Genomic DNA, 14,344 nt, shown 5'->3' with positions numbered 1-14,344 from the left:
AGTGCAATAAAAGGAATCATGGTAAAAAGCATAATTACTTTTATTCATATGAACTATCCCCTACAATTTAAATGTACTATTTAAATTTCAATCCGATTATTAGAGGTAAGTTATGAAGAAAATATTTATATATATAGGTATATTTTTTACTTTGTCACTCTTAGGACATAGCTATATTATTTACCGCTTCATTCATGACGGTATATTATTTACAGGTCCAAATGATGGTATTGAACAGATGGTACCGATTCAGATGTTTTTATTTGAAAAGTGGAGTCACGGTAACCTCTTTTATGCTTCTGATTTTGGATTAGGTGGAGACTTTTTCACTGATTTAAGTTATTACTTTTCAACGAACATCCTATTTATTATCAATGTTCTATGTATCATACTATTAAAAACGATTATACATATAAACACACAAGGCTTACTATTTTGGATGGTAAATGCACTCGTTATCTCTATAATTAAAGCTACAATTGCAATGTATTGTACCTATCTTTATAGCAAATACTTATCACGTAATACGTGGATAAGTCTTATCATGGCGTTTTTATTTGTCATGTCGCCACTATATTATCGCTTTACAGTGTATTGGCCATTCTTTAGTGATGTCTTCATTTGGTTGCCGTTACTCTTGCTCTCGATTGAACGCGTGCTTCAAAAACAGAAATTGGGTCTTTTCATTGTTACAGTCACACTGATCATGATAAATAATTTCTATTTTGCATATTACCTTTGTCTAATAGGTGCAGGTTACATACTTATTCGTATCATCTTTAGACATTCAAAAGATATTATTTCACGCGGTAAAGCGATAATATTATTTGTAATTAGTGCTATTTTAGGATTAGGTAACAGTTTATTTATGTTTTTCCATGGTGTTCAAAGCTTCCTAAACAATCGTCGTGTCCCCTTCTCTGGAACGGTGGATACCTTTGAAAAGCTGAATATTAACACAAATATCTTCTTTGATAACTATTTAATTGTGTTACTCTTCTTAACAATTCAAGCGCTATTGTGCTTTAAGCTTTATAAACATTACTACTATCGCTTATTCGCCATGTTAACACTAGTGTTTATCTTACTCAGCTTTGTGCCATTTATTGATCAGGTGTTTAATGGATTTTCCGCACCACAAAAACGCTGGCATTTTATACTTTCATTCAATTCAGCAATGTTAATTGGGTTATTCATTAAATATTTTAGAACATTAAAAATTAAAACTTACGTATTTAGTAATATTATTGCTGAACTCATCATTTTCGCCAGTGCGATTACGTATCATAAATTTGTAGCTTGGCTTATCCTTGTGCCAATCGTTTCAATTATAGGTTTACTTATTTTAATTTTAAAAGACAGACATTACCGTATTAATTTAAGTTATATTTTTGGAATATCTATTCTCTTACTTAATATAATGGTTTCTTTCGTCTTTATTAAAAATCAAATTTATTTTAAAGATCATGAAGAACGTGCGAATACGTTTTATATTAACTCAAGTTTATATAGTTCAGATTTACAACGTTCTTTAGTCAATATAATGAATAACAGTAAACGGGAAGATGAACGTATTGATTGGCGTGTAAATGAACAGGATAATACACCGATGTATCAACACTTTAAGGGATTGAGTTTGTATTCTAGCATCTTCCATCATCATATTCTGGATTACTATTATGATGCCCTTAAAATCAATCTTGCCGAAGAGTCGTTAAGTCGCTATCAATCAACGAATGGTCGACAAAATATCGCAAGCCTTTTCTCGGTACGCTATATGATGTTGAAAGATTACCAAGGCAATTTGCCTGCTTATTTTAAAAAAATTAAAACAAGTGGACAATACACTATATATGAAAATTCACTTAACTTACCAAGCGTAAAAGTAACAAATAACATCTATGATTCTAAATCTTTAAACACAGCTATCGATCGAGAACATGCAATGTTGAACGGTGTCGTAATGGATAATAAAGGTACGTCTTATAAATCATCGTCGCCAAATTTATTATCGAAAGTCGATATGCAACATCAGAATATTAAACTTAATGGTAAACATCGCTATAAAGTTACCGGTGAACAAGGTGGCACAATAAAACTACATTTACCGAAACATTTACGTGATAAATACGATGACTTTTATTTAACTATGAAGATTAAGCGAGGCAATCCTGATAGTAATTACACAGTTGCGATTAATAATTATGCAAATCATCGCTTGTTTAACAACTCTACTTATCGTACAGGGGTAGATACGCAACTTTATCGAGCGCAATCAGATAAAAATGGTGATATTACGATAACCCTTTCACCTGATGGCGAATTTTATATCGAATTACAACAATTAAATGGCGAGAATTATGATACGCTTAAAAAGGCACATAGGGATGCTCATTTTAGTGCTGGTTATAAGGATATTAAAAATGGTGTTCAAGTCAATCTCAATCATCATGATGGTGGTATTGCTGCCATTAATATTCCTTACCGTAAAGGTATGCATGCGTACGTAGATGGTGCACCTGCCAAAGTTCAGAAAGTTAATTATATGATGACTGGTGTTTCAGTCAATAAAAATGCTAAGCAGATTGTCATCAAATATCAACCACCTTACTGGAATACTATGATTATCACATCACTCATAAGCATGCTTTTAAGTGCTATATTTATTAAAAATTATAATTTAAAAAAACGAAAGATGAGGAAGTAAATTGATTAAAAAAATATGGTCGAAACCTTTATGGAGATTTGGTTTTATTTTTATCATAGCTAATATCGTAACACTAACGATTTATTATCCATTTATACGTGATTATCTTAAAGATGGTGTAGTGTTTAGTGGATCTGGCGATGGCTTTAGACAAATGATGCCATTTCAATTATATTTATATGAACATTACACACACTTAAAAGGATTTTACGATCACTCATTTGGACTGGGTGGGGATTATGTAAAAGGTTTAGCATACTATTATTCCCTATCCCCCATCATGTGGGTCAATTTTATTTTTGTATGGATTGGCGAGCAATTATTTCATTGGCAACCGCACAATATCCGCTTTTGGCCAACAAACCAACTCATTGTAGCTTATGTCCGTACGATAATCACTTTTATTTGTGCATTTTATTATTTTAGATATTTAAGATTAAAATCTGTACCTCTATTAATAGCAACACTACTATATGGTGCATCAACAGTCGTATTATATTACAATTTCACATGGTCATTTTATGGTGACCTATTAATTGTATTACCATTATCTTTATGGGGAATGGAACGCTTTTTCCAACGTAAGAAGATTGGTTTGTTTATTTTTGCAGTAGCGATTACACTCTTTTCAAATTTCTATTTTACTTATTATCAAGCCATTGTGTTAGGTATTTATTTCATTTTGCGAGTTGTGTTTCAATATCGCTATGATATCGTATCACGCTGGCAGAAATGTTACTTATTAATTATTGGTGCTATGTTTGCGCTTTTATCAAGTATATTAGGATTTTACACTGGTGTATCATCATTCTTAACTAATGATCGTCAACAAAATTCAGAATTTAATATTTCTTTGTTTACTGATTTAACAAAAAATAATTATTACATATTTTCAAATGGTTTCTATGTCACAATTTCACTTGTCGCACTCGTGGCATTGTTAACGCCTAAATTATATAAACACTACTACTATAAAGTTTTTGCGATTATAACTTGGTTCTTACTTATTGGTTCATTATCACAATACTTTGATAGTGCTTTTAACGGATTCTCTTTACCGCAACGTCGCTGGGTTTATTTCTTAGTGTTATCTACAAGTGGACTTATTGCGTTATATATTCATCACTTATCTGAAATAACAATGAAACAGTATTTAGTTGCTGCTATACCTGTATTTATTGCAGGATTGTGCCGATACATCATTGCCGATGATTTTGTGGATTGGATGCCTATAGCATTATTTATCATCATTGTATTAGGTTTATTCATTTATCGTAAATCTCTACTTAAGCAACCAATAATCATGTTATCGTTGATTGTGCTCTTTTTCGGCCAGCAAATTGTAATGACACATGATTCAAGACAAAGAACAATAGATCCATATGCAACGACAATCCATACTTTAAATGATCCATCATACTTTGATGACACAATTGCCAAAAAAATCGATACGATCAAACAGCATCAAAATGACCCATTTCACCGTATCGATTATATGTCAGCATACGCACTAAATTCACCATTTATTTATCACTATAATGGTATATCGCTATATTCTAGCATTTTTGATGGCGATATATTGAAATATTATGATAAATTAATGCAAATCAATATGCCTGTGGATAAAAATAGCACGTATCGCTTTTTAGGAAATCGTGCGAACTTAGCTGCGCTATGGAATGTTCAAGATCGTTTACGTCATCCTGAAGATCAAAATATGCCTTACGGATTTAAAAAGAAAGATACCATTTTGAATGGTAAAGATACGCTCATTCACTCCGAAAATACGATTGACTACCCAGCAGCTCATGTGACGAATCGAATTTATAATTCTAATGACTTAAAGTCACCATTAGATCGTGAGCAAGCAATGTTAAAAGGCATCGTCTTAAATGGTCAGCCAGAGAAAGCGAATACTTCATTTAAATCAAATCAAAACTTGTTAGACAAAGCGAACATGTCGACAAATGATTCAACATGGCACAATCACAAACATCTTACTGTGCAAAAGGATAATGGTGGTGTTACGTTATCTTTACCTAAATCAGTCGCTAATCAATATAAAGATATGTATGTGGAAATGGATGTCGAATTGCTGTCGCCTGACAAAGCGCATTCAGTCGGTGTTAACGAATATTCACAAAGCCGAAATAATCTAAGTTATAAATATCGACGTTTTGTCACTCCTGTTACAATGCGCGTAAAAGCATCTAATAAACTTAATATTCAACTATCGAAAGGTAATTATCGTTTATCTGTTAAAGGCATCTATGGTGAAGATTACAGTACTTTACAAAAAGCGTCTAAAGACGTTACACCTGTGAAGGTTAAAAGCATGAGAAATGGTTATATTGTTCATAAACCCAAGAATGCATCAGGCTATGTTGTACTACCAACTGTATATGCAAAAGGCATGCATGCATACGTCGATGGTAAAGATGTACCTGTACAACAAGCAAATGGTATTATGACGGCAATACCGGTAAATAAAGGTGATAAGGTGATTAAAGTCTCTTATACCCCGCCGCATTTCTATCTACTTATCATTTTAAGTATCATCGGCGTTATAGGTAGCGTACTATTTAGCTTATGGGTAAAAAGAAAACAATAAACTGAAATAAACAACTACGTCTAAGGTCAGACTTCAAAATTTTAAATACAATAAATAAAAGCTTCCAATCTCAACTTGAAAAAGAAGATGATTGGAAGCTTTGTTAGTAAGACAAACGTTGTAACTAACCTTTATCTTATTCATATACTCAATTTGCTGATTAACGAATTTCTTGGATTCTAGCAGCTTTACCACGTAAACTACGTAAGTAGTATAATTTAGCACGACGTACTTTACCACGACGTTTAACTTCGATTTTTTCGATTTTTGGAGTGTGTAATGGGAATGTACGTTCCACACCTACACCTGAAGAAATTTTACGAACTGTGAAAGTTTCAGAAATTCCTCCACCACGGCGTTTGATTACAACACCTTCGAATACTTGGATACGTTCACGTGAACCCTCAACGATACGTACGTGTACACGTAAAGTGTCACCAGTACGGAATGTTGGTAAGTCTGTACGTAATTGTGATTTAGTAACTGCTTCGATTAACTTATGATTACTCATTGATATACTCTCCTTCAACCTATGTTCTTGCCTAGACATTCATATAGCAGCGGACCATAGTGATATTTAGTGTCTTTTCACACTTGATATATATTAGCATAATACTACTAGTTTTTCAATTGCTTTTTATAGCTTTCTATTATTTTTTTATCTTCTTCTGTTAGAGGATAATGATCAAGTAAGTCCGGTCGCTTATTAAACGTCCGAATTAATTTTTGTTCATGTCGCCATTGTTCGATATTTGCATGATTACCTGACAACAATACATCTGGAACAGTCATATCCTCAAATACTCTAGGGCGTGTATATTGTGGAAACTCTAGAAGTCCATCTGAAAAAGAATCATCTTGGTGCGACTGTTGATTACCTAATACGCCAGGAATTAATCGTACAATTGCATCTGTCATCGTCATGGCAGGCAATTCGCCTCCAGTTAACACATAATCTCCCATTGAAATTTCATCTGTCACAAGATGTTCTCTGATACGTTCATCATAACCTTCATAATGTCCGCAAATAAATACAATATGTTCTGCTTCACTTAGCTCTTGTGCAATACTTTGAGAGAATGGTCTACCTTGAGGACACATTAAAATCACACGCGTCTCTTCAGTGCGTTGCAAGTCTTTCATAGCATTGAAAACCGGCTCTGGCTTTAATACCATACCTTGCCCACCACCAAATGGATAATCATCTACTTGATTATGTTTATTGATAGCGTAATCTCTGAAATTAATTGTATTTACACTAATAATTTCTTTATCTTGTGCTCGTTTTAAAATGGAGTAATTGAGTACGCCATCAAACATCTCTGGAAATAAAGTTAAATAGTCAATTTTCATTAATCTAACAACCCTTCCATAGGTGTTATGTGGATTGTTTTATTTTCAATGTCAATGGCCTTAACAACATCAGCTATATAAGGAATTAGGTATTCTTTATCACCTTTAACGACCCAAACATCATTTGCGCCAGTTTCAAAAATATTGATGACTCGCCCAATAGGCGTCTCTTCATCATCAAACACGGTGCATCCTATAATATCTGAATAGTAAAACTCATTCTCTGCTAATTCAATATCTTCGTGATCGCGTTCTTGATATAAGAAGTCACCTTTATACTGTTCAACTTCATTAATGTTATTAATGTCTTTAAATTTAAGCATATGAAATCCTTTGTGTACACGATACGATGTGACAGTTAATTGAATTTCATTGTTATTATGTTTTACGGTTAATACTTCACCAGGTTGAAAACGCGTTTCTGTAAAGTCAGAATTCGATTTGACTTTGACTTCACCTTTAATACCGTGAGTGTTTACAATTTGACCCACTTCAACTTGCATAGTCGCACCTCTCTTAATACATTAATTTATTTCTTTCATATTAACATGAATATTTCAGTATTGAAAAAGGCGCCACGTAATGGCGCCTTAAGAAACTTTATATTAAAGTGTAAGCTAAATTATTTAGCGTGTTTTTGTTCATCAAAAGTTTTTAAAATACCTTGTTTAGATAAGATATTATGAACTGTATCAGTTGGTTTAGCACCGTCTTTTAACCATTTTAATGCTAATTCTTCGTCAATTTTAACTTCTGGAGCATTAACACTAGCTGGGTTGTAAGTACCGATTTGTTCGATAATACGACCATCACGTGGTGAACGTGCGTCTGCAACTACGATACGATAGAATGGATTTCTTTTTGAACCTAAACGAGTTAAACGAATTTTAACTGCCATATATAAAACTCTCCTTTAAATCTTTTACTTTTTATTTTCTACAAGAAATAATATTAACAGTAACTTGATTATTTGTAAAGACTTTTTTCTTTACCTAAAGCCCCACTTCTAAATTTATTTAGTTAGTGGGACTTACGCACTAACTTTAGCTATGGTGTTCCTTTATCTGGGTTTATGAAATAAACCGACATAAAAATATCGAGCGCTTATCAAAAAGCGTCCGATATTTTTAAATCATTAAAATGGTAAGTTCATGCCTTTTAACATATTTTCCATTTGACTTCGTTTACCTTTTTTACCTTTACGACCAACACCACTAAATTGTTTCATCATTTTCTTCATATCATTAAATTGCTTCATTAAGCGATTCACTTCTTGTAATGAACGACCTGAACCTTTAGCAATACGTTTTTTTCTAGAAACATTTAAGACTGCTGGATTTTCTCTTTCACTTGGTGTCATAGACTGGATAATCGCCTTAATATGGTCAATTTGTTTTTCATCCATATTAAGCTTATCCATGCCTTTCATTTTGTTCATTCCAGGAATCATTTTCATAATATCATCCAGTGGGCCAAGGTTTTTAACTTGATCCAATTGTTCAAGAAAATCATCCAATGTAAATGTTGAATTACGCATTTTTTGTTCTAAGTCTTTAGCTTTTTCTTGGTCAACATCTTGTTGTGCCTTTTCGATAAGACTTAGTACATCGCCCATACCAAGTATACGAGAAGCCATTCGCTCTGGGTGGAAGAGTTCAAGTCCATCCATCTTCTCACTCATACCAACAAACTTAATTGGCTTTTGTGTTACTGAACGAATTGATAACGCTGCACCACCACGCGTATCGCCATCTAATTTAGTCAATGTAACGCCAGTCACATCTAATTGATCATCGAATGATTGTGCAACATTAACTGCGTCTTGACCAGTCATTGCATCCACAACCAACATAATTTCATTTGGTTTAGAAATTTCTTTAACTTCTTGTAATTCATTCATCAATGCTTCATCAATATGCAAACGACCTGCTGTATCAATGATTACAAAATCTAAATGTTCTTCTTTAGCGTGCTTTAATGCGTTTTCCACGATTTGTTGTGGTTTGACTTGATCACCTTCACTATACACAGGAACATCAAGTTGTTTACCTACAGTTTGTAATTGATTAATTGCAGCTGGACGATAAATATCTGCAGCTACTAACATAGGTTTTTTATTGTATTTTTTACGCATTAATAATGCTAATTTACCGGCAGTAGTCGTTTTACCTGCACCTTGTAAACCAACCATCATCACAACAGTTGGTGGCTTGTTCGCCATTTTAATCGTTGCGTTTTCGCCACCCATTAATTGTGTTAATTCGTCTTGTACAATTTTAATGACTTGTTGACCAGGTGTTAATGATTGCATTACATCTGATCCTAAGGCACGTTCTGACACAGTTTTCACAAATTCTTTAACTACTTTAAAGTTTACATCGGCTTCTAATAATGCTAATCGTACTTCTCTCATCATAGCTTTAATATCAGCTTCTGTGACTTTACCCTTACCACGCATTCTTTGCATCGTAGCTTGTAAGCGATCGGATAATCCTTCAAATGCCATACCAAATGCCCTCCTTTATATATCTGTTTATTCTAATTCTTCTAATTGATTAATATATTGTTCTAACGCTGTAGCATCATTTAAAGATTGTTTCATTGCTTCATAAATGTTACGACGTTGTTCGAATTTTTCATATAAATTCAACTTAGATTCATAATCTTCAACTAAATCGCCAGTTCTTCTTATATTATCATAAACTGCTTGTCTACTCACATCAAATGTCTCTGCAATTTCACTTAATGAATAGTCTTTTAAATAGAATAGCTCTAAATAATTTCTTTGCTTATCAGTTAATAACGTTTGATAGAAATCAAACAAATAATTCATTCGTAATGTTTTAACTAAATCATTTTTCCCCATGTGGATGATCCTCGTTATTAAAATCTAATTCAGCAACTTCATCTGGAATATCTTCATTTTGTTCTATCATATCTGCAAATAATCCATAAACGTAGCTTTCTGGGTTAAATGGTTGCAAGTCGTCAAGTTTTTCACCTAAGCCTACATATTTAACTGGGATATGAAGTTCATTTCTAATTGCAAGCACAATACCACCTTTAGCCGTACCATCCAATTTAGTTAATACGATACCTGATACGTTTGTAACTTCTTTAAATGAACGTGCTTGAGATAAGGCGTTTTGGCCTGTTGTTGCATCTAAACACAATAAAGCTTCATGAGGTGCATCTGGTACAGCTCTGCTAATAACACGTTTCATTTTATCTAATTCTTGCATTAGGTTTGATTTATTTTGTAAACGTCCTGCAGTATCACAAATTAAAATATCGACGCCTTTATTTTTAGCCGCATTAATTGCATCATAAACAACTGCTGCAGGGTCAGATCCCTCACTTTGGCGTATAACTTCAACACCTACTCGGTCACCCCACACTTGTAATTGATCAATAGCACCAGCTCTGAATGTATCTCCAGCTGCAAGCATTACTTTTTTGCCTTCCATTTTATATCTATGTGCAAGTTTACCGATAGTAGTTGTTTTACCTACGCCGTTTACACCAACCATTAAAATGACGTTTAATCGGCCATCTTCAAGATTCATAGCTTCAGATTGGTCGTCTTCTTGATGGTATATTTCAACAATCTTTTCGACAATGACTTCACGTAAATCTTCCGTTTCCTTAATATTACGACGTTGTGCCTCCGTACGTAATTCTTCTGTTAATTGCATCACTGTGTTGAAACCAACGTCGGCAGTAATTAACATTTCTTCAAGTGCTTCGAAGAAATCTTCATCAACCGTTCTATAACGCGCAATTAAATTATTAAGTTGTTCTTGGAAGTTCTGACGTGATTTTTCAAGACCTGCTTTAAACTTAGCACCCATTTTTTGTGCTTCAATTTCTTCAAAATCTTCAATCGAGATTAAACCATCATCATCAAAATCTGCTTCACTTAACTTACGTGGTTTCTTCTTAGGTGCCGGTTGTGATACTTCTTCATTATCATCACGTGGTGTGCTACTCTGCTCACTTTCATCTTGTGATAATTCTTGTTCTATATCTTCCGTTGATTTCGTAGAAAATTTATCTTTTAAACGTTTAAAGAAACTCATGCTTGTTCCTCCTTCATGACCTCATCAATAGTATTTAAGTTAACACTTACTAATTTTGAAACCCCTGATTCTTGCATTGTCACACCATACAAACGATCTGAATATTCCATTGTCCCTTTTCGATGCGTAATCACAATAAATTGAGTTTGCATTGATAACTCTTTTAGAAATTGTGCGTATCGAATGACATTTGCTTCATCAAGTGCCGCTTCTACTTCATCCAGTATAACAAATGGTGCAGATCGTACTTTCAAGATAGCAAATAGCAATGCAATTGCACATAAGGCACGTTCACCACCACTTAACAACGACAAGTGTTGTAATTTTTTGCCTGGCGGTTGAACAATAATATCGACACCAGCTGATAAATAATCATCATCTGTTAATTCTAATTTAGCATGTCCTCCACCAAATAACGACTGAAATACTGTCGTAAAATGAGATTGAACCTGTAAAAATGTCTCTTTAAAACGACCCTTCACTTCTTGATCCATCTCATTAATAATTTGCTCAAGTGTCTGTTTCGCTTCACGCAAGTCTGTGCGTTGTTCATCTAAGAAAGTATAGCGCTCATTTAACTCTTCAAATTGTTCAATCGCATTAATATTAACAGGGCCTAATTCATCGATTGACATTTTAGTTAATTTAACTTTCTTTCTTAGCGACTCAATTGGTGTTTCCGAGAAGAATTCATCTCTGGCACGTTCGACTGTTAATTGATATTCATCATTTAAATGATCAATGGCATGATGAATTAATACATCTAATTTAGATTGTTGCGCTTTGATATCTTGATAGAAACTTTCTATCGATAATAAATCTTGATGGCATTCTTGTAACTGTGCTTCATGTATTTCCACATCTTCATTGACATCTACACGTTGCTTTTTCAAATCTTTTAATTGATTAGTAATTGATTGTCGTGAATTTTCCTTAGATTTAATCTCTTGTTGTAATTTATCAAATGCTTGATCACCCATCATTTCATCAGAATTAAAGAGTTTAATCTTGTCTTCAACGTTCGTTAACTGTTGATGAATCGTTGCAATCTGTTTATCTGTACGGGTTAATGCCCCTTTTTGTGCATGTATTCGTTCTTTAATAACTGCTAAATCAGAGCGTTTTTGGTTTAATTGCTGTTGTACTTGCGTAGTCGTCTCTTTACCTTCCTTAGATAATTGCGTATAACGTTCAATGTCCGTTTCAAGTTGTTTTAACTTACCTTGAATAATAGATAAACGTGCTTGTTTTTCATTTAAAGTAACACGACTATTTTCACTTTGGTATCCGTCATTCTTTTCAAACTCAAATTCTTCATGCTCATTTTTAATATGTGCTTCTTGTGTTTTAAGACGGTCTAATGCTAACGCTTCGTTATGTGATTGTTCTTTCACTTCATTATATTGTTGACTCAAATTAAAATACGTTTCACTTAATTGCTCGACGTCATCTTTTTGATTTTGCAATTGTTTTTCAAAATCTTTAGTTTGCGATTCATAATTTTTTAATTGGTCACGCATTGTAGTCAGTTCATCTTTTTGTGATAAAATGCTCTTCGTCTTACGCGCACCACCACCAGTCATAGAACCACCTGGATTAACAATATCGCCTTCTAAAGTAACGATACGTGTTTTATATTGAATCGCTCTCGCCAGTTCATTCGCATGCTTTAGATTATCTACAATAATCGTCGTACCAATTAAATTTTCAACTACGGCTTGATATTGCGCATTCACTGTAATTGCATCAGAAGCAACATTAATATAACCTGCTGTACTTTCAGCAATTTGACGAATATGATGAGATAGCTGTCTTGATTTAATAACATTTAATGGTAAAAATGTTGCTCTACCAAGTCCTTTTTGCTTTAAGAATTGGATTGCTTGGCGACCATCTTTTTCGTCGTCAACGATGATATGTTGCAATGAAGCGCCTAATGCGGTCTCAATTGCCTGTGTCAATTCTGATGGTACAGAAATCACTTCTGCAACTGCACCATGAATACCTTGTAAGCTATCGTTTTTAGCTTTTAACACATGCTTAACGCCATTAAAGAAGTACGTATAGTCTTCCTCTTGTGTTTCCAAACTTTCAATTCGAGCTCTCATTTTATCCATATAACGATATGCTTGATACAATTTATCTTCGTATTCAGTTTGAATTTGTTTCGCTTTTGATAATTGTTGCTCTATTCGACTTATTTGGTCTTCAATATTGCTCAATTGTTTAATTGTAGCTTGATGATGTTGTTCTGTAGAGGCAATTTCGCTTTGTAACGCCTTGAGTTGATTAAATGCTTCAACTAAACGTGAATCTAAGCGTGATTTCTTAGCTTCATTTTCTTTAATGGTATGCTCTAAGAAACGAATGTCATTATTGACATCTGATTGTTCAGACATTAATTCATAGTATTCATTTTTAATAGATTCGAGTTTTTCATCATGTTGTTCATCAGAAACGTAAAGTTGTGATTCTAGTTCATGAATATCATTATTTAACGTTTTCTGTTTTTCTTTTAACGTCTCAATTTGTTGCGTAATCTCATTTTTTTCATCTTGAGCGTTCTTAAATTCGTGATTTAAATTATCTAATTCTTCTTCAAAGCGCGCATTCGTTTCTGATTGATTACGTTTTCTTTCTTCTAAGACATTTAATTGACCTGTAAACTTCTCATATGCTTCTGTAGCTTTAATTAAATCATAATTCAATTGTTCAATATCATTATCAATATGTTGACGTTGAGACTTTTGCTTTTGAATATATTGATTTATTTGTGCTTGTTTCGCCTCTTTATCTGCTTGTTGGCTTTTTAGGTCATTAAGTTTGACGTCTAATTCACGATTATCTTCCGAATACTGATCGATATCATGTACAGTAACAATGACATCGCTTTGTTTCATTTCTTCAGAGAGTTTCAAATATTCTTTTGCGCTAGACGCTTCTGCTTTTAATGGTTCTACGCGCCCTTCCAAGTCATATAAGATATCTTCAACTCGTGTAAGATTGTCTTCTGTTTGGTCTAATTTTTGTAGTGATTCAGCTTTTCGTTTTTTGTATTTTAATACGCCAGCAGATTCTTCAAGAATTTGACGACGATCAATCGGTTTAGCGTTTAAAATTTCATCAACTCTACCTTGAGATATAATGCTAAATGCTTCTTTTCCCAAACCAGAATCCAAAAACAATTCAGTAATATCTCTTAAGCGTGCTTTATCATTATTAAGATAATATTCACTCTCACCACTGCGGTACAAGCGACGCGTCACGACAATATCATCTGAATCAACTTGTAATTTTCTGGCTTTATTATCAAGTTTCAATTGTACTTCTGCATAATTCTGAGCATTTCGATGTTCAGCTCCTGAAAAGATAATATCTTCCATTTTAGAGCCACGTAATGATTTTGCGGACTGTTCACCTAATACCCATTTGATAGCATCGGTAATGTTACTCTTGCCGCTACCATTAGGCCCAACTATTGCTGTCACACCTTTATCAAATTGGACATCTGTGTGATCTGCAAATGATTTAAAACCTATGGCATCAATTGATTTTAAATACACCATACTATTCTCCTTGCTAATCATTCCACTC

General features: G+C 33.6%; 10 protein-coding genes. 2 read left to right on the top strand and 8 right to left on the bottom strand.

What is annotated here, in order from left to right:
- Nucleotides 1-112 precede the first annotated feature (112 nt).
- Together HMPREF3239_RS09755 and HMPREF3239_RS09750 are read left to right on the top strand one after the other, a co-directional pair.
- Nucleotides 113-2,707: a YfhO family protein gene (locus tag HMPREF3239_RS09755; RefSeq protein ID WP_070855514.1), complete on the top strand. Its 2,595-nt coding sequence runs from the start codon at nt 113-115 to the stop codon at nt 2,705-2,707.
- 1 nt (nt 2,708) lies between these two features.
- Nucleotides 2,709-5,318 carry a YfhO family protein gene (locus HMPREF3239_RS09750; RefSeq protein WP_070855513.1) on the top strand — a complete coding sequence of 870 codons (2,610 nt, stop codon included), beginning with the start codon at nt 2,709-2,711 and terminating at the stop codon, nt 5,316-5,318.
- 160 nt (nt 5,319-5,478) lie between these two features.
- Here HMPREF3239_RS09750 and rplS read toward each other — a convergent pair whose 3' ends face one another.
- The 8 genes from rplS to smc all read right to left on the bottom strand — a co-directional run bounded on the left by rplS (nt 5,479) and on the right by smc (nt 14,316).
- The gene (gene rplS / locus HMPREF3239_RS09745) at nt 5,479-5,829 is read right to left on the bottom strand and encodes a 50S ribosomal protein L19 (protein WP_002448843.1); all 351 of its coding nucleotides are present in this window, start codon (nt 5,827-5,829) and stop codon (nt 5,479-5,481) included.
- 107 nt (nt 5,830-5,936) lie between these two features.
- Entirely contained in the window at nt 5,937-6,671 is a 735-nt protein-coding gene (gene trmD / locus HMPREF3239_RS09740) for a tRNA (guanosine(37)-N1)-methyltransferase TrmD (protein WP_070855511.1), read from the bottom strand.
- Entirely contained in the window at nt 6,671-7,174 is a 504-nt protein-coding gene (gene rimM, locus HMPREF3239_RS09735; protein ID WP_070855509.1) for a ribosome maturation factor RimM, read from the bottom strand. The genes trmD and rimM overlap by 1 nt, the downstream gene beginning before the upstream one ends.
- A 119-nt stretch (nt 7,175-7,293) precedes the next feature.
- On the bottom strand, nt 7,294-7,569 hold the full coding sequence (rpsP, locus tag HMPREF3239_RS09730; protein ID WP_011275962.1) for a 30S ribosomal protein S16: 276 nt from the start codon (nt 7,567-7,569) through the stop codon (nt 7,294-7,296).
- A gap of 237 nt (nt 7,570-7,806) precedes the next feature.
- Nucleotides 7,807-9,177, bottom strand: a complete 1,371-nt coding sequence (ffh, locus tag HMPREF3239_RS09725) for a signal recognition particle protein (protein ID WP_070855507.1) — start codon at nt 9,175-9,177, stop codon at nt 7,807-7,809.
- 27 nt (nt 9,178-9,204) lie between these two features.
- Nucleotides 9,205-9,537 carry a putative DNA-binding protein gene (locus HMPREF3239_RS09720; protein ID WP_053029260.1) on the bottom strand — a complete coding sequence of 111 codons (333 nt, stop codon included), beginning with the start codon at nt 9,535-9,537 and terminating at the stop codon, nt 9,205-9,207.
- Nucleotides 9,524-10,750, bottom strand: a complete 1,227-nt coding sequence (gene ftsY, locus HMPREF3239_RS09715; protein WP_053029258.1) for a signal recognition particle-docking protein FtsY — start codon at nt 10,748-10,750, stop codon at nt 9,524-9,526. The genes HMPREF3239_RS09720 and ftsY overlap by 14 nt, the downstream gene beginning before the upstream one ends.
- Entirely contained in the window at nt 10,747-14,316 is a 3,570-nt protein-coding gene (smc, locus tag HMPREF3239_RS09710) for a chromosome segregation protein SMC (RefSeq protein WP_070855506.1), read from the bottom strand. Before smc ends, ftsY begins: the two co-directional genes overlap by 4 nt.
- Nucleotides 14,317-14,344: the final 28 nt, after the last annotated feature.

The sequence above is a fragment of the Staphylococcus sp. HMSC34C02 genome (genome assembly GCF_001838705.1).
Classification (GTDB): domain Bacteria; phylum Bacillota; class Bacilli; order Staphylococcales; family Staphylococcaceae; genus Staphylococcus; species Staphylococcus borealis.
Note: the sequence above shows the minus strand (reverse complement) of the source record. Positions and strands in the feature narration are given on the sequence as shown.

Excerpts from the sequence above, each read along its gene's own strand:
- HMPREF3239_RS09755 (WP_070855514.1), top strand. The coding sequence starts at position 113 with ATGAAGAAAATATTTATATATATAGGTATATTTTTTACTTTGTCACTC.
- rplS (WP_002448843.1), bottom strand. The coding sequence starts at position 5,829 with ATGAGTAATCATAAGTTAATCGAAGCAGTTACTAAATCACAATTACGT.
- trmD (WP_070855511.1), bottom strand. The coding sequence starts at position 6,671 with ATGAAAATTGACTATTTAACTTTATTTCCAGAGATGTTTGATGGCGTA.
- rimM (WP_070855509.1), bottom strand. The coding sequence starts at position 7,174 with ATGCAAGTTGAAGTGGGTCAAATTGTAAACACTCACGGTATTAAAGGT.
- rpsP (WP_011275962.1), bottom strand. The coding sequence starts at position 7,569 with ATGGCAGTTAAAATTCGTTTAACTCGTTTAGGTTCAAAAAGAAATCCA.
- ffh (WP_070855507.1), bottom strand. The coding sequence starts at position 9,177 with ATGGCATTTGAAGGATTATCCGATCGCTTACAAGCTACGATGCAAAGA.
- HMPREF3239_RS09720 (WP_053029260.1), bottom strand. The coding sequence starts at position 9,537 with ATGGGGAAAAATGATTTAGTTAAAACATTACGAATGAATTATTTGTTT.
- ftsY (WP_053029258.1), bottom strand. The coding sequence starts at position 10,750 with ATGAGTTTCTTTAAACGTTTAAAAGATAAATTTTCTACGAAATCAACG.
- smc (WP_070855506.1), bottom strand. The coding sequence starts at position 14,316 with ATGGTGTATTTAAAATCAATTGATGCCATAGGTTTTAAATCATTTGCA.